This is a genomic window from Pseudolysinimonas sp. 10J20-29, assembly GCF_055809595.1.
This window is the reverse complement of sequence record NZ_CM147917.1, coordinates 1,673,395-1,688,981: the sequence shown is the minus strand read 5'-3', so window position 1 is coordinate 1,688,981 and position 15,587 is coordinate 1,673,395. Positions and strand designations below refer to the sequence as shown.

14 protein-coding genes and 1 pseudogene are annotated in these 15,587 nt (G+C 70.3%); 11 read left to right on the top strand and 4 right to left on the bottom strand.

Annotated elements, in window-relative coordinates; genetic code table 11:
* Window positions 1-1,146 (bottom strand): ROK family transcriptional regulator, encoded by a 1,146-nt coding sequence (locus AC0L6Y_RS08250; RefSeq protein WP_473550714.1) that lies wholly within the window; start codon window positions 1,144-1,146, stop codon window positions 1-3.
* A 175-nt stretch (window positions 1,147-1,321) separates the two neighbouring features.
* Between AC0L6Y_RS08250 and AC0L6Y_RS08245 the strand changes: the two genes are divergently transcribed.
* From AC0L6Y_RS08245 to AC0L6Y_RS08225, 5 genes are all read left to right on the top strand, one after another.
* Window positions 1,322-2,614: an extracellular solute-binding protein gene (locus AC0L6Y_RS08245; RefSeq protein WP_473550711.1), complete on the top strand. Its 1,293-nt coding sequence runs from the start codon at window positions 1,322-1,324 to the stop codon at window positions 2,612-2,614.
* Between the two features lie 84 nt (window positions 2,615-2,698).
* Window positions 2,699-3,646, top strand: coding sequence for a carbohydrate ABC transporter permease (locus AC0L6Y_RS08240; protein ID WP_473550707.1), 948 nt, complete (start codon window positions 2,699-2,701; stop codon window positions 3,644-3,646).
* On the top strand, window positions 3,646-4,494 hold the full coding sequence (locus AC0L6Y_RS08235) for a carbohydrate ABC transporter permease (RefSeq protein ID WP_473550704.1): 849 nt from the start codon (window positions 3,646-3,648) through the stop codon (window positions 4,492-4,494). Before AC0L6Y_RS08240 ends, AC0L6Y_RS08235 begins: the two co-directional genes overlap by 1 nt.
* Entirely contained in the window at window positions 4,494-5,594 is a 1,101-nt protein-coding gene (locus AC0L6Y_RS08230) for a glycoside hydrolase family 15 protein (protein WP_473550701.1), read from the top strand. The genes AC0L6Y_RS08235 and AC0L6Y_RS08230 overlap by 1 nt, the downstream gene beginning before the upstream one ends.
* Window positions 5,591-7,225 (top strand): glycoside hydrolase family 66 protein, encoded by a 1,635-nt coding sequence (locus AC0L6Y_RS08225; RefSeq protein ID WP_473550698.1) that lies wholly within the window; start codon window positions 5,591-5,593, stop codon window positions 7,223-7,225. Before AC0L6Y_RS08230 ends, AC0L6Y_RS08225 begins: the two co-directional genes overlap by 4 nt.
* Here AC0L6Y_RS08225 and AC0L6Y_RS08220 read toward each other — a convergent pair.
* Window positions 7,222-7,785 carry a histidine phosphatase family protein gene (locus AC0L6Y_RS08220; RefSeq protein WP_473550695.1) on the bottom strand — a complete coding sequence of 188 codons (564 nt, stop codon included), beginning with the start codon at window positions 7,783-7,785 and terminating at the stop codon, window positions 7,222-7,224. The genes AC0L6Y_RS08225 and AC0L6Y_RS08220 overlap by 4 nt on opposite strands.
* A gap of 124 nt (window positions 7,786-7,909) precedes the next feature.
* Here AC0L6Y_RS08220 and AC0L6Y_RS08215 point away from each other — a divergent pair, with 124 nt between their 5' ends.
* The 4 genes and pseudogenes from AC0L6Y_RS08215 to ftsY all read left to right on the top strand — a co-directional run bounded on the left by AC0L6Y_RS08215 (window position 7,910) and on the right by ftsY (window position 12,370).
* The gene (locus AC0L6Y_RS08215) at window positions 7,910-10,297 is read left to right on the top strand and encodes a cell wall-binding repeat-containing protein (protein WP_473550692.1); all 2,388 of its coding nucleotides are present in this window, start codon (window positions 7,910-7,912) and stop codon (window positions 10,295-10,297) included.
* Window positions 10,298-10,369: 72 nt separating this feature from the next.
* Complete coding sequence (locus AC0L6Y_RS08210; protein ID WP_473550687.1) at window positions 10,370-11,212, top strand: cell wall-binding repeat-containing protein; 843 nt, start codon at window positions 10,370-10,372, stop codon at window positions 11,210-11,212.
* Window positions 11,173-11,469 carry a cell wall-binding repeat-containing protein gene (locus AC0L6Y_RS08205; protein ID WP_473550684.1) on the top strand — a complete coding sequence of 99 codons (297 nt, stop codon included), beginning with the start codon at window positions 11,173-11,175 and terminating at the stop codon, window positions 11,467-11,469. Before AC0L6Y_RS08210 ends, AC0L6Y_RS08205 begins: the two co-directional genes overlap by 40 nt.
* A 32-nt stretch (window positions 11,470-11,501) precedes the next feature.
* Window positions 11,502-12,370, top strand: a pseudogene (gene ftsY, locus AC0L6Y_RS08200) (signal recognition particle-docking protein FtsY).
* On the opposite strand, the gene AC0L6Y_RS08195 reads toward ftsY, so the two are convergent.
* Both AC0L6Y_RS08195 and AC0L6Y_RS08190 read right to left on the bottom strand, forming a co-directional pair.
* On the bottom strand, window positions 12,371-13,006 hold the full coding sequence (locus tag AC0L6Y_RS08195; RefSeq protein ID WP_473550681.1) for a hypothetical protein: 636 nt from the start codon (window positions 13,004-13,006) through the stop codon (window positions 12,371-12,373). It abuts the pseudogene before it with no gap.
* A gap of 7 nt (window positions 13,007-13,013) precedes the next feature.
* Window positions 13,014-13,541, bottom strand: a complete 528-nt coding sequence (locus AC0L6Y_RS08190; RefSeq protein WP_473550677.1) for a gamma carbonic anhydrase family protein — start codon at window positions 13,539-13,541, stop codon at window positions 13,014-13,016.
* 124 nt (window positions 13,542-13,665) lie between these two features.
* Here AC0L6Y_RS08190 and AC0L6Y_RS08185 point away from each other — a divergent pair, with 124 nt between their 5' ends.
* Entirely contained in the window at window positions 13,666-13,986 is a 321-nt protein-coding gene (locus AC0L6Y_RS08185; protein WP_473550674.1) for a hypothetical protein, read from the top strand.
* A 20-nt stretch (window positions 13,987-14,006) separates the two neighbouring features.
* Window positions 14,007-15,569 carry a signal recognition particle protein gene (ffh, locus tag AC0L6Y_RS08180; RefSeq protein ID WP_473550671.1) on the top strand — a complete coding sequence of 521 codons (1,563 nt, stop codon included), beginning with the start codon at window positions 14,007-14,009 and terminating at the stop codon, window positions 15,567-15,569.
* Window positions 15,570-15,587 lie beyond the last annotated feature (18 nt).

Below are 15,587 nucleotides of genomic sequence, written 5' to 3'. Positions count from 1 at the left end.
CTACAGCCGTCCGAGCGTGTAGGTCTGGATCGCCAGGACGGCCGCGCCCCGGCACCACTCGGTGTCGTCGCCGGAGGTGCTCACGAGCGGGACGGCGTGCGTTCGGGGATCCCGGTCGAGGCGGATTCCCTCCTGCACGGCCTCGGCCGCGACCTCGGCGAGTCGGACGCCTTCGCCGCCGAGTACGATCAGCTCGGGGACGGTGAGGTTCGACACGGCGGCGATGAGGCGGCCGAGTCCGCGTCCGGCGTCGTCGACGATGCGACGCGCCGCGGGCTCGCCCTCGGCGGCGAGGTCGAGGGCTTCGGTGTAGTCGACATCGCGCCCGGCGGCGGCGGAAACAGCGGAGACGATGGCGGTCTGGGTCAGCACCGCTTGCGCGCAGCCTCGATGACCGGAGGCGCACACCGAGCCGAACGGATCGAGCGGCCAGTGGCCGACGAGCCCGATGCCGGAGTCAGGTCCGACGACGATCTCGCCTCCGACGACGAGACCGTAGCCGATGCCCGCGCCCATGGTGATGACGGCGAATCGGTCGACGGTGCGCGCCGCCCCGAACCAGTTCTCGTACTCGGTGAACGCGGTGAGGTCGTTGTCGATCACGACCGGGCGACCGCAGCGCGCTTCGAGGAGTTCGCCGAGGGGGACATCCGACCAGCCGAGGAACGGGGCGCTGGCGATCCGCCCGCCGTCGCCGACGAGCGCGCCGACGCCGACGCCGACTGCTTCGATCGCGGGCACCTGTGCGGAGAGCTCGGCGATGACCTCGCATGCGACGGCGACGACCGCGTCCGGTTCGCGCGAGCTCAGGCGGCGCGAGGCGGTGGCGATGAGCGTGGCGCGCAGATCGGTGAGCGCGCCGAGCACCATGTCTCCGGTGATCTTGAGCCCGACGAAGTGGCGTGAGCTCGGCACGACGTCGAGCAGCCGTGAGGGGCGGCCGGCGCGACCGTCGGTGCGCTCGCCCGCTTCGACGAGCAGTCCCGACTCGATGAGCGGGGCGCTGAGGCGCGTCAGCGAGCCCGCCGAGAGGTCGAGTCGTCGCGCGATCTCGGTGCGCGAGATGGGGCCGTTGATCAGCACCTCGAGCGCGACAGCGTGTGCCGCTCCCGTCTCGGGAGTCCATCGGGGGGCACTCTGTGTCACGACGGTCCTTTCGGGGAGAGAGCCCACCCGGTTGCTTTCGTGGCTGAACTAAAAAAAGCATATCACCGGGAAATTGCCGATGCTTGACACGGAATTACTTTTGGCATAGAAATAATCCAGCACCGCGACAGAACCCTGCTCGCGAACGATGAAGTTCAGAGTGAAAGGCACCTACGTGAGAACACGCCTCAACCCCCTGCTCGCGACCCTCGGGGTCGCGTCGCTTGCCCTGGCCGGCTGCACGGCCGCCGACGCGAGCGCCGGATCTGAGATCGGCGCGCCCGGCGCGACCGACATCTCCGGCACCGTGACCTTCTGGCACGCCTACAGCGCCGACTCGCCCGAGGTGGCGACGCTCGACACCGTCGTCATCCCCGCCTTCGAGGCGAAGTTCCCGGATGTGACCGTCGAGTCGGTTCCCGTGCCGTACGACGACCTGCACCAGAAGCTGATCACGGCGGTCGCCGGTGACCAGCTTCCCGACCTCGTGCGCGCCGACATCGGCTGGGTGCCCGAACTCGCCGATCTCGGCGTCCTCGTTCCGCTGAGCGAAGAGATGCCCGACTTCCAGGAGCTCGCTGACGGGACCTACCCGGGAACGCTCGCGACGAACAAGTGGAAGGACGCCTACTACGGGCTTCCGCTCGACACCAACACCCGCGTCCTGATGTACAACCAGGCGGCGCTGGATGCGGCGGGCGTCGGCGTGCCGGCCACGGTCGACGAGCTTCTGGACGCCGCCCCGGCGCTGAAGGAGGCGGGCTCGTTCGCCTTCGCCGACAACGGCGCGAGCGGCTGGAACGTCCTGCCGTGGATCTGGAGCGCGGGCGGCGACCTGACCGACCCCGACGTCACCGTCGCCTCGGGATACATCAACAGCCCCGAGTCGATCGCCGGCGTTCAGGCGCTCGTCGACCTCTACTCGGGCGGACACCTGCCGGGCATCATCCTCGGCGACTCCGGCGGACTCGCCACGAGCGACGGGCTCGCCCAGGGCGACTACGCGATGATCCTCGACGGACCGTGGATGTTCCCGATCTTCGCCGGTCAGTACCCCGACTTCGAGCTGAAGACCGCGCTCGTTCCGGCGGGCGCAGGCGGCAGCATCTCCGTCGTCGGCGGTGAGGACATCGTGCTCACGCAGTCCTCGACGAACAAGGCGGCCGCAGCCGAGTTCCTGCGTCACCTGCTGTCGCCCGAGGTGCAGCTCGCCATGGCCGAGGTCGGTCAGATGCCGGTCCTCACGTCGCTCGGCGACCAGCTGACCGAGGTGAACGCCTACTACGGCACGTTCGCCGAGCAGCTGCAGACCGCGAAGCCGCGGCCGGTGACGCCCGCCTGGGCGAAGATCGACTCGATCCTCCAGGACGAGATCCGCGCCGCGATCGCGGGCGAGAAATCGGTCAAGGAGGCGCTCGACTCGGTCGCAGTCCAGGCGGACGAGCTGCTGGCGAAGTACGCCGGATAGCCTCAGCTTCGCCGCACACGCAGGGTCGCGTGTCACGCCCACGCCGGCACGCGACCCTGCCCCGACTCTGGAAAGCGAGACCGAGTGACCACCTCGAATCCCGCCGCGACCTGGCGGATCGCCTGGCCGCGCGCACGGCGCAAGGCCGCCACCGGCACGATGACGCGCACGGCGCTCGCGGGCTACAGCTTCGTGCTGCCCGGCTTCCTGATCTACGCCGTCATCATCCTGTACCCGGCCGTTCAGACCTTCCTGCTGAGCCTCCGCGAGTGGCGGATCACCCCCGGCGCCGAGAGCCCGTGGGTGGGGCTCGACAACTACGTTCGAGCCTTCGGCGACCCGGCGTTCCTCGACTCGCTCGTCAACGCCCTTGTCTACACGCTCGCGACCGTGCCGCTGCAGATCGCCATCGGGCTGTTCCTGGCGGTGCTGCTCGACAGCCGGCTGCCGGGCCGCGTCGCGTTCCGCGTCCTGTTCTACCTGCCCGTCGTGACGAGCTGGGTCGTCGTGTCGCTGCTGTTCCAGTACATCTTCAGCTCCGGCGATGGCCTTGCGAACCTGGTCGTCGTCGACATCCTGCATCTCTCCGACGACAACATCGCGTGGTTCCAGAACCGCTGGACGAGCTACGTGGCGATCTCGGCGCTCGGAGTCTGGAAGGGCCTGGGCTGGGCGATGCTGATCTTCCTCGCCGCGCTGACCGCCGTGCCGCGCGAGCTGCATGAAGCGGCTGCGATCGACGGCGCGGGCGCGTTCTCGCGGTTCCGCTACGTCTCGCTCCCGGCGATCCGCGTCGCGCTCGCGAGCGTGGTCATCCTGCTGGTGATCGGCGGATTCAACGCGTTCACCTCGATCCTGCTGATGACCGGCGGCGAGAACGACACCCAGGTTCCGCTGACCTACATGTACGACCAGGCATTCAAGTTCCTGGAGTTCGGCTACGGAAGCGCGGTGTCGTTCAGCCTGACGGCGATCGTGCTCGCGATCTCGGCGTTCCAGTACTGGTGGACGCGCCGCGGAATGAGGGACTGATGGAACTGACCATGTCGCGACGCGCGCGTCGCATCTCGTACGCGGTCCGGTACGGGCTGCTCGGGATCGCCTCCGTGCTGCTCGTCTACCCGTTCCTCTACATGGTGTCGACGTCGTTCAAGACGCGGTCGCTCATGCTGGGAGACCCGACCGCGCTGATTCCGGACGAGCCGACGCTCGAGAACTACGCGCACGTGCTCGGGGTCAACGACTTCCTGAGGTACTTCCTGAACTCGGCGGGCGTCGCCATCGTGAGCACATTCCTGATCGTGCTGCTCGCGTTGATGATGGCCTACGGATTCACGCGACTGGCGTTCCCGGGGAAGCGGCTGCTGTTCGTGCTGATCATGGTGGGTCTCACGATCCCCACGATGATGCTCATCATCCCGCAGTTCCTGCTGGCGCGAGATCTGCACCTGCTCAACTCGCTGCCCGGGCTGGTGCCGTTCTACGTCGGCACGGCGCTGGCGTTCAATACGTTCCTGCTGGCGGGGTTCTTCGAGACCATTCCGCGTGAGCTCGACGAGGCGATGACGATCGACGGGGCCGGACCGTGGAGGCGCTATTGGAGTCTCGCGATTCCGATGGCGAAGCCCGGGCTCGCGACCTGCGTGATCTTCGCCTTCCTCGGCACCTGGGATGAGTTCGCCTGGGCCCTGACGGTGCTCAACGACGTCGACCAGCGCACCCTGCCGATCGCGATCGCCCTGTTCCAGGGACAGCACAGCACGAGCTGGGGACTCGTGTTCGCGGCATCGCTGCTGGCCATCGTCCCCGTCCTCATCGTCTACATCATCTTCCAGCGGTACTTCGTCGCTGGCATCGCAACGGGAGCATTGAAGAGCTAATGACCATCACCACCACCCCCGCGCCGACGCTGATCGAGTCGAGCGTGGCCATCCTGCTCGCCGGTCAGTCCGAGAGCGGCGCCCTCGTGGCGAGTCCCGCCTTCCCCGAATACCACTTCGCGTGGCTGCGAGACGGGGCGTACTGCGCGCTCGCGCTCGACGCCGTGGGCCGACGTGCGGAAGCCGGGGCCTTCCACGGTTGGGCTGCTCGCACCATCGTGGCGCAAGGCGAGCGGATCGAGCACCTGATCGCGGTGCTTGAGGCCGGGGAGAAGCCCGCCCCCGACGACATGCTCCCGACGCGCTACACCCTCGATGGCCACCCGGAGCCGCTGACCGGCGAGAACTGGCCGAACTTCCAGCTCGACGGCTACGGCACCTGGATGTTCGCGCTGCTGCAGCACCGACCGGAGGCACTGACGGAGGAGCTCCGTGCCGCCGTCAGTGCGGCGGCGCGCTACCTCGAGGCGGCCTGGCAGCTGCCGTGCTTCGACTACTGGGAGGAGGCGGGCGACCGTCAGCACACTTCGACGCTCGCCGCGATCGCGGCCGGCCTGCGCGCGGCGGCGCGGCTGCTCGACGAGCCGCGGTTCGATGCCGTCGCCGAGCGCGTGCTGGGCTTCATCGATGCGCGCTGCGTCGCCGACGGCGCATTCGTCAAGAGCCCCGGGGACGCGCGCGTCGACGCGAGCCTCGTCTCGCTCGCGACGCCGTTCGGACTGGTCGCCGCCGACGACCCGCGGATGCGGCTGACCACCGAACGGATTCGCAGCGAGCTGCGCGCGGAGTCCGGTGGCATCCGCCGCTACCAGGGTGACTCCTACTACGGCGGCAACCCCTGGGTGCTGCTGACTGCGTGGCTCGGCTGGCACGATCGGCTCGCCGGCAACGAGGCCGAAGCGGAGTTCGCTCGACGCTGGGTTCTGGAGCACGCCTCCGATCGGGGAACGCTCGCCGAGCAGCTGATCGGCGAACCGCAGGCGCCGCTGCTCGAGCAGCCGTGGATTGCCCGCTGGGGTGTCGTCGCCGACCCGCTGCTGTGGTCGCATGCGAAGTTCCTGCTGCTGGAGTCCGGCGCCCCCGCGGCGGTGTGGTCGTGACCGTGCTCATTCCGGATCGCGGCTGGTACGCGCCCGGCGCCGAGATCGCGATCGACATCGAGCCTCCCCTCGAGGTCGCCGCCGAGCTGGAGGTGCACCACCTCCACGACGTCGTGCGTCGAGTCCCGGTCGCGGCCCGGACGTCGCGGGTCAGCCTCGGCTCGCTGCCGCACGGCGGCTACGGGATCCGGCTCGGCGACGCCCGCACCGCGGTCGACGTGCTCGCGGACGGTTTCGAGCGGCCCCGCTACGGCTTCGTCGCGCGTCTCACCGACGAACTCGATGTCGGCGACACGGTGCGCTTCGCCCGCCGGCTGCATCTCACCGCCTCTCAGCTGTACGACTGGGCCTACCGCCATTCCACGCTCGTGCCGCCCGAGCGGCACTACGTCGACCCGCTCGGGCAGCAGCGCGACCTGGAGTTCGTCAACCGGCTCTCGCGGGAGTTCGCCGCCGCCGGCATCGATGCGCTCGGCTACTCGGCGGTGTACGCGATCGCGAGCGATGAACTCGAGCAGTGGCGCGACTCCGTCATCGTGCGCTCCGACGACGAGCCGTACCGGCTGGGGGAGGACTTCCTCGTCCTCGTCGACCCCGCCGAGCCGGGCTGGCAGGCGCACTACCTGGAGCAGCTTGCCGCGGTGGTCGAGAAGACCGAGATCCGCGGCTTCCATCTCGATCAGTACGGCTGGCCGAAGTTCGCGCGCCGCATCGACGGCACCCGCGTGGATCTGGCCGAGTCGTTCCGTGAGCTGCTGGTCGCGATCCGGGATCGGCTTCCGCACGTGCCGTTCATGTTCAACAACGTCAACGACTTCCCGACCGCGGTGACCGCGCTCACCGGCCAGAACGCCAGCTACATCGAGGTGTGGGACCCGCACTCGGAGCTCGGCGACCTGGCTGCGCTCGCGACGGCGACGCGCGCGGTCGAACCGGGGCGCCCGCCGATCCTGTCGGCGTATCTGCCGTGCTACGGCCGGGACGAGGAGCCCCGCGCGAACGCGGCGGCGGAGCTGGTCATGGCGACGGCCTTCTCGCACGGGGCCGTCCATCTGCTTCTCGGTGAGGACGGCGCGGCGTTGACCGGGCCGTACTACCCCGACCACCACGCGCTCGCGCCGAGCAGCCAGGAGGGGTTCGTCCGCTGGTACGACTTCGCGGTGCGGTACGGCGATCTGCTCTTCGATCCGGAGGCCGGCGACGTCACGGAGACGTTCACCGGGGGCATCAACGGCGACCTCGAGTTCTCGGGCGCGGACGGCGCGACGTTCTCGACGAAGGCGGTCGCGGGCACGGTGTGGACGCGCGTGGTGCGCACCCGGCGGGGACTGGTGGTGCACCTGATCGACCTGCGCGACCAGTCAGAGACGCGGTGGGATGCAGGCAAGCAGCCCGCCCGCCCCGTGCGAGGCGTCGTCGTCGACATCGCGCCGCTCGACGCAGGTGCGCGGATCTACGCCGCGCACGTCAGTGAGCCGGAGATGGTTGCGCTCGGCGCGATGGGCACCGCCCGCTCCACGCACGCGGATGCGCTGACGGCCAGCCAATCGGCTACCCGGTTCGCGGTGCCCGAGTTCACGACGTGGGGGGTCCTGTGGATCCCCGCTGAGGAGCTCTGGAGCTCGAGCTAGCGCTCCACCGCCAGCGTCGCGCCGTTGACGGCGAGCACGCGCCACTCGCTGGCCTCGAGCGCGACGCGGGAGATCGCGCCGTTGCTGATGGTCTCGAGTTGGCGCCCGGCGATCGATTCGAGCGTGTAGCGGATGATCGAGCCGTGGCTGACGATGATGACCTCGCGCTCGCCGTACTCGGCGGCGATCGCGTCGAGGGCGCGGCGGCCGCGGTCGGTGACGGCGGCGAAGCTCTCCGATCCGGGGTAGTCGCGCTCGGGGTAGCGGCGACGGCACTCGGCATCGTCGAGGCCTTCGACCTCGCCGTAGTCGCGCTCGACCAGGTCGGGGTAGGCGGGGCCGAGTTCGAGCCCGAGGTCGGTCGCGATGATCTGCGCGGTCTCGCGGGCGCGCTGCAGCGGTGAGCTGACGATTACCTCGCACCGTTCGTCGGCGAGCCGCGCGGCCGCCTCGTGCGCCTGCGCGCGACCGGTGTCGTTGAGGGGGATGTCGCTGGATCCCTGGATGCGTCCGTGGAGGTTCCAGTCGGTCTGGCCGTGGCGGATGAAGGCATAGGTCACCCCTCCAACCTAGGCGGCGGCGCGCCCCCGCTCGTACGGCGGCTGGCGGCGTGCGGGCCTCGCGCCGCGAACGGGGGGCGCGTGACACGGGGCACTTCCTTTACATTCTTTGCGGGGGTACATCGTGAAAAAGCAGGTTCGAGGCGCCACGGCGCTGCTCGTGGGCGCCGCCGTCGCGATGTCGGGGGCGCTGTCAGCGGCGCTTCCGGCGGTCGCACGCACACCCGATCCGCTCGACGATCTGCCCCGCATGAGCACTCCGGATGCGCGCGATTTCGAGGCGGCCGCGGAGCTGCTTCCCGAGGGCCTGGTCGAGGCCGTGGAGCGCGACCTCGGCATCGAGGCGACCGACTATCTGGCCTCGGCGGAGGCGGCGGTCGACGCGACGGTGGTCGTCGACGCGCTCGCGGAGGCGGGCATCGAGGTCGCCGGCTCCGAGATCGATGGCACCGAGTTGACGGTGTGGGTGCGCGACGACGCGGACGCCGCCGTCGTGGAGTCGGTGGGGGCAACCGCGATCGTCGGCGAGCAGATTCTGCCCGACGTGAGCGACGTCGTGTTCGAGGCGGCCGACGACCTGTACGGCGGCGCCGGCTGGGCCTACGAGACCAGCACCAGCGGGTCTTACGTGACCTGTTCGCTCGGATTCTCGGGCTACGACGCCGCGGGCGCCGACGTCATGGTGACGGCGGGGCACTGCTTCGACAGCTACAGCAGCCGCGGCGACGATCCGCTCGCGGTCAACTGGACCAAGCCGAAGGAGTACGGCGGCAACGCCTCGCTCGGCGGCGACATCGGCCTTCGGGTGTCCGGCTCCTCCCAGTACGGCGACGGCTACGACGTCGGCCTGGTGAAGGCGAGCGCCTCGGGCGCCGTCGCGCGCCCCTCGGTGCTGTCGTGGGGCAGCGACGGCCGGAGCGCGCCGCTGTCGCAGAGCCCGGTGACGATGACCGGCGCGACCGCGGCCACCGTGGGCGCCCCGATCTGCAAGAGCGGTGCGACCTCGGGCTGGACCTGCGGCGAGGTCACCCACGTCGATCAGCTCGTCATGGTCAGCGACGAACTGGTGAATGTCATCATCTCGGATGCCTGCATGCTCCCCGGCGACAGCGGCGGCGCGGCGGTCATCGGCACGGCTGCCGCGGGCATCAACTCCGGCTCCTCGTTCCCCAGCACTGCCGGGGACGACTGCGAAGCCACGGGCGAGAGCTCGGTCTTCTTCCCGATGGTCTCCGCCGGGGGCTACGAGAGCGTCGAGGAGCGCTACGGCGCGAGCTGGACGCTGTGCACCGGTCCGGTCCCCGTGGTGACCTCCGAGCCCGGCGGCTACTACGCCGCCCCCGACCCGCTCGCCGGAACCCTGCCGTGCGCCTTCGCGGGCACCTCGCCGACGATGGCGCTGTACGTGGACGGCGCGCTGACGCCGACGGCGTTGACGAGCCCCGCCACCTCCAACTCCGCCTGGAGCTTCTCGCTCGACGGCCTCGAGCTCGGCTCCCACGACTACGTCGTGAAGGCGCTCTGGAGCACCGAGGAGTCGGTCGCCGCGACCGGGAGCTTCACGATCACCGACGTGCCCTCGCTGCCGGGTCGCATCGCGGGTGACGACCGCTACGAGACCGCGGTCGCGATCGCCGAGGTGTGGGATCAGAGCTTCGACGCCGACGTGGTGTTCATCGCCACCGGCGAGAACTACCCGGACGCGTTGAGCGCCGCGGCCGCCGCGGCACGCCTGGGCGCTCCCGTGCTGCTCACCCCGAAGAGCTCGCTGCCCTCCAGCGTGCGGGCGGAGCTGCTCGAACTCGATCCGGATCGTGTGGTGGTGCTCGGCAGCTCGGCGGCGATCTCGTCGTCGGTCTACAACACGCTGAAGTCGATGTTCGGCTCGTCCAACGTCAGCCGAATCGGCGGAGCGGACCGCTACGACACGATGCGCAAGATCGTCGAGTACGCGTGGGACGACGGACTGGGGGGCCTCGACCAGGCCGCGACGGTCGTGGTCGCGACGGGCCGCAACTTCCCGGACGCGCTCTCGGCCGGGCCCGCGGTGGCGACCGACGGCGGCGCGGTCATCCTCGTCGACGGCGACGCGTCGAAGATCCCTTCGTCGACGCTCGCGCTCATCGAGGACCTGGCGCCCGAGAAGGTCATCGTCGCCGGAAGCTCGAGCGTGCTCTCCAGCGGCATCTACAACCAGCTGAAGAGCACCTTCGGCTCGTCGAACGTCGCGCGCGTCGCGGGCTCGGACCGCTACGAGACCAGCTGGCGCCTTGTGGACTACTTCTTCGAGGAGGCGGACGCGGCGTTCTTCGCGACCGGCGCGAACTTCCCGGACGCGCTCGCGGGAGCCGCGCTCGCCGGCGGCCTGTCGGAGCCGCTGCTGGTGACGGCCAAGTCGTGCGTCTCCTCCGGAACCAAGTCCACGGTGGTGGCGCTCGGCGCCGACGACCGGGTTCTGCTGGGCAGCACGGTCGTGCTCTCGTCGAAGGTCGCCAGCTTGAAGACCTGCTGACGCGGCTCGACATTCCCGCGGTGTGATCTTTCGTCGCTTTTGCTAGGCTCAGCGCGACAGAAGCGGGGAGCGATGGGGTTGCGTACTGTTCGGCGGATCGGCATCGCTCTGATCCTGGGTCTCGCCGCCTCGGCGCTGACGCCGCTCGGCGCGTCGGCGCAGGTCTCCTCGCTGCCGGCTCCGAAGACCGCGGCCGCGGTCGCGGCGGCAGGCTCGTTCGCCTCGATTCCGGGGCGGCTCGCGGGTGACGACCGGTACGAGACCGCGGTCAAGGCCGCGCAGGTCTGGGATGACTTCTTCACCGCCGAGATCGTCTTCCTGGCGACGGGCGAGAACTTCCCGGACGCGCTGAGCGCGAGCGCGGCAGCCGCGCGCCTCGGCGCGCCCGTCCTGCTCACGCAGAAGCGGTCCCTGCCGACCAGCGTGCGGAACGAGCTGCGGGCGCTGGATCCCGACCTGGTCGTCGTGCTCGGCAGCACCGCGGCGATCTCCTCCTCGGTCGCCCGCGCGGTCGGCGACATCGTCGGCGCCTCGAACGTGCTGCGCATCGCGGGCGAGGACCGCTACGACACGATGCGGCAGGTGATCGAGTTCGCCTGGTACGACCCGGTGTACGGGCTCGCCCAGGCGCCCACCGTCGTCATTGCGACCGGGCGCAACTTCCCCGACGCTCTCGCGGCGGGGCCCGGTGTCGCCCTCGACGGCGGTGCCGTCGTGCTCGTTGACGGCTCGTCGTCGAAGGTGCCGGCGGCGACGATGGCGCTGCTGCGCGATCTGCGCCCTTGGGAAATCGTGATCGCCGGCAGCGCGTCGCGGTGTCCAACGGCATCGAACGCGCGCTCGAGCGGGAGTTCGGCGAGAGGACGGTCGTCCGTGTGGCCGGCTCCGACCGCTACGAGACGTCGCGCAAGCTGAACATCCGGCTGTTCGAGGGCCGGCTCGCGACCCACGTCTTCCTCGCCACCGGCGAGAACTTCCCGGATGCGCTCTCCGGCGCCGCACTCGCCGGGAGCCTCGGGGCGGCCCTGTTCACGACGCCGGGAGACTGCATGTCGCGGCGGCTCGGCATGACCGTGAGCCTCGGGGACTCGTTCTTCGCGGGTGAGAGAACGCTGCTGGGGAGCAAGGCGGTTCTGAGCTACCAGCGTGACGGCTGGCCCGGGTGCGAGTGAGCGAGCAGGGGCGCGCTCGGTAGGCTTGCCGCATGGCAGCATCCTGGTCTCTCGGTGGCGCGCTCCGCGGCATGTTCCAGCGCGCGACGATCGACGAGACGACGTGGGAGCAGCTGGAGGACGCCCTGATCGGCGCCGACTTCGGACCTGACCTCGCCGATCAGCTCGTCGAAGAGCTGCGCGGTCAGGTGGCGAAGTTCCGCACGACCGACCCGGCCGACCTGCAGCGGATGCTCCGGGAGGCGCTCGAGGAGCGCTTCGCCCGGCTCGACCCGACGCTGACCCTGAGCGCGCGCCCCGCGGTGGTGCTCGTGGTCGGCGTCAACGGCGTCGGCAAGACGACGACGATCGGCAAGTTCGCCAAGTTCCTGACCAACCACGGCCGCAGCGTGCTCGTGGGCGCGCCGACACCTTCCGCGCCGCCGCGGTGGAGCAGCTGGCCACCTGGGCCGAGCGCGCCGGCGCCACGATCGTGCGGCCGCAGCAGCAGGGTCAGGATCCGGCCTCCGTCGCCTTCCAGGCGGTCGAGGCCGCCCAGCGCGACGGCATCGAGATCGTGCTGATCGACACCGCCGGGCGTCTGCAGACCAAGAGCGGGCTGATGGATGAGCTCTCGAAGGTGCGGCGCGTGGTCGAGAAGCTCTCGCCGATCGCCGAGGTGCTGCTCGTGCTGGACGCGACGACCGGCCAGAACGGTCTCGCCCAGGCGGAGGCGTTCATCGAGCACGCGGGGGTCACCGGGCTCGTGCTCACCAAGCTCGACGGCAGCGCCAAGGGCGGTTTCGTGCTGGCCGTGCAGGAGAAGACCGGCATCCCGATCAAGCTGGTCGGCCAGGGCGAGGGCATCAGCGACCTCACCGGCTTCAACCCGACCGCGTTCGTCGCCCAGCTCGTCGGGTAGCTAGGTCGCGGTGGCGACCGACACCAGGTAGCCGATCGCGGCCGCCAGGGCGAGCGTGATCGCCAGCGCCGTGATGACGACGGTGCGGATCGGGTGCTCCATGGCGATCGGCAGGGCGCCGGGGTGCGTCGCGATGATCTCCTCCACCTTGGCGCGCTCGTAGCGCGCGAGCGCCGCGTGGGGGAGCGCGGCGATCACGGCGGCGAGCTGATCCTCCGACCACCGGTCGCCGCGCAGGGCGAGGGCGAGTCGGCCCTCGCGGTCGATGGCGCTGACGAGCCGTCGCCGCACCGGCGGATGCTCGGGGTCCCACCAGGGCGGCTCGACGCGCTCGACGTCGACCACGTCGACGAGGTCGACGAGGCGCCAGGTCGTGGTGACCCCCCACGAGGTGCGGAACTCGAGCGTGTCGGTGCGGATCCGGATGCGCGGCACGAGGACGTGCAGGCACGCGAGCGCCCCGAGCCCCGCCACCACGAGCAGCGGCGGCACGGCCAGGACGGGCTCTCCCGTGCCGATCGCCCCGATCACGCCGAACACCAGCACCGCGCCGAGTCCGAGCGCGAGGCCCAGCCAGCGGGAGTCCTGGTTGACCGCGGTGCGGAGCGTCCGCCACCGTGGTCGCAGCTCGGTCATGGCGTCGCTATCCCTCCCCGGACGTGCTCTCCGAGGCGTAGACGGCCGCGCGCTCGACGTAGCGCTCCGAGTTGCCGTGCAGGCCCGCGACCTCCTCGTCGCTCAGTTCGCGGCGCACCTTCGCCGGCACGCCCGCGACGAGCGAGCGCGGCGGCACGATCGTGCCCTCGAGCACGACGGCTCCGGCCGCGACGAGCGAGTCGGCGCCGACGACGGCGCCGTTCAGCACGGTCGCGTTCATGCCGATGAGGCAGCCGTCCTCGATGCGGCTGCCGTGCACGACGGCCCCGTGGCCGACGCTCACCCCCGCGCCGATGATGGTCGGGGAGCCGAGCTCGGTGTGCACGACGACGTTGTCCTGCAGGTTGCTGCCGGGGCCGAGCACGATCTCGTCGATGTCGCCGCGCAGCACCGCGCCGAACCAGACGCTCGCGGAATGCTCGACGCGGACGTTGCCGATCAGGGTGGCGCTATCGGCCAGCCAGGCGTTCGCGTCGACGCTCGGGGTGGTGCCTTGGAAGGGAATGAGAGGCATGTCTTCAGGGTAGACCCGCGTCCCGGTGAACAACCGGCGCGCCGCCGGTGGCCACCCCCTAGACTGCGGGCAACGAGCACACGATGCGCCGTCGTGCCGTGCGAGCCACGCTGGGAGGGACGCGATGACCGAGACCTCAACGGAACGCGAGCAGGCGCCGCTGCTTCCGCCGCTCGCGGCCATTCTTCTCGCGGTGATCGGCACCTCCACGATGCTGTGGACCTTCGTCGAGATCATCGATCTCGCGCTCGGCGGCGGCGGCACGCTCGGACTCTCGATCCTGTTCTTCCTCGGCGCCGGAATCGACCTGGTCGCGCTCGTGATCGCCGTCATCGGCATCGTGCGCGGACGCCGCCGCGGGCTCTCATTCATCGCACTCGGCTTCGCGCTCGTGCCGGTCGCGCTGGTGGCGCTCACCGCCGTCGCCGCCAACGCCACCGTCTGAGCGGTTAAGCTGGGTCAGTCATGGCCACTTTCGGTACTCTCTCGGATCGCCTCACCGCGACCTTCCGCAATCTCCGCACCAAGGGCAAGCTCACCCCGGCGGACGTCGACGGAACGGTGCGCGAGATTCGTCGCGCCCTGCTCGACGCCGACGTCGCGCTCGAGGTCGTCAAGGCCTTCACGGGTCGCGTGCGCGAGCGCGCCCTCGGCGACGAGGTCAACAAGGCGCTCAACCCCGCCCAGCAGGTCGTCCAGATCGTCAACGAGGAGCTGGTGCAGATCCTCGGCGGGCAGCAGCGTCGCCTCGAGTTCGCCAAGAAGCCGCCGACCGTGATCATGCTTGCCGGCCTCCAGGGTGCCGGCAAGACGACCCTCGCCGGCAAGCTCGCCAAGCACCTCAAGAAGGAGGGGCACACGCCGCTGCTGGTCGCCTCCGACCTTCAGCGCCCCAACGCGGTCACCCAGCTGCAGGTGGTCGGTGAGCAGGCGGGCGTGCCCGTCTTCGCCCCCGAGCCCGGCAACGGCGTCGGCGACCCGGTCAAGGTCGCCAAGAACGGCGTCAAGGAGGCCGAGCGCAAGCAGTACGACACCGTCATCGTCGACACCGCGGGCCGTCTCGGCATCGACGCCGAGATGATGAAGCAGGCCTCCGCCATCCGCAAGGCGGTCAGCCCCGACGAGGTCCTGTTCGTCATCGACGCGATGATCGGCCAGGACGCCGTCACGACGGCGCGCGCCTTCCAGGACGGCGTCGACTTCACCGGCGTCGTGCTCTCCAAGCTCGACGGCGACGCCCGCGGTGGCGCGGCGCTCAGCGTCGCGAGCATCACGGAGCGCCCCATCATGTTCGCCTCGACGGGGGAGGGGCTCGACGACTTCGAGCCGTTCCACCCCGATCGCATGGCCAGCCGCATCCTCGACCTCGGTGACATCCTCACCCTCATCGAGCAGGCGCAGTCCGCGTTCGACGAGGAGACCGCGGCCCAGACCGCGGAGAAGTTCGCCACCGACAGCTTCACGCTCGAGGACTTCCTCCAGCAGATGCAGCAGCTCAAGAACATGGGCTCGCTCAAGGGCATGCTCGGCATGCTGCCCGGCGCGCGCGGCATGAAGGACCAGCTCGAGAACTTCGACGAGCGCGAGATCGTGCGCACCGAGGCGATCATCCAGTCGATGACGCCCGCGGAGCGCCGCACGCCGAAGCTGCTGAACGGCTCCCGCCGGCTGCGCATCGCGAAGGGCTCCGGCGTCACCGTCACCGAGGTGAACCAGCTCGTCATGCGCTTCGAGCAGGCAGCCAAGATGATGAAGACGGTCGCCAAGGGCGGGGTGCCGCAGGTGCCCGGCATGGGACCGATCCCCGGCGGAAGCTACGGCGGCGGCAAGCGCGCGGCGCAGGCCAAGAAGAAGAAGGGCTCGCGCAGCGGCAACCCCGCCAAGCGCGCCGCGGAGGAGGCGGCCCGCGCGAGCGGCGGCACCCCGGCGACCTCGGGCGGCAGCGGCTTCGGCCTGGGTGCGCAGGGCGCGCCGGGCGGTCCGAGCGCCGAAGAGCTCGAATCGCTGCAGAAGTTCCTCGGGCGCTGATGTCGCGCCAGCGTGCGG

Bases quoted from the DNA above. Each gene is read 5' to 3' on its own strand.
- AC0L6Y_RS08235 (WP_473550704.1), top strand. From the start codon at position 3,646: ATGGAACTGACCATGTCGCGACGCGCGCGTCGCATCTCGTACGCGGTC.
- AC0L6Y_RS08230 (WP_473550701.1), top strand. From the start codon at position 4,494: ATGACCATCACCACCACCCCCGCGCCGACGCTGATCGAGTCGAGCGTG.
- AC0L6Y_RS08210 (WP_473550687.1), top strand. From the start codon at position 10,370: ATGGGGTTGCGTACTGTTCGGCGGATCGGCATCGCTCTGATCCTGGGT.
- AC0L6Y_RS08195 (WP_473550681.1), bottom strand. From the start codon at position 13,006: ATGACCGAGCTGCGACCACGGTGGCGGACGCTCCGCACCGCGGTCAAC.
- AC0L6Y_RS08190 (WP_473550677.1), bottom strand. From the start codon at position 13,541: ATGCCTCTCATTCCCTTCCAAGGCACCACCCCGAGCGTCGACGCGAAC.
- AC0L6Y_RS08185 (WP_473550674.1), top strand. From the start codon at position 13,666: ATGACCGAGACCTCAACGGAACGCGAGCAGGCGCCGCTGCTTCCGCCG.
- ffh (WP_473550671.1), top strand. From the start codon at position 14,007: ATGGCCACTTTCGGTACTCTCTCGGATCGCCTCACCGCGACCTTCCGC.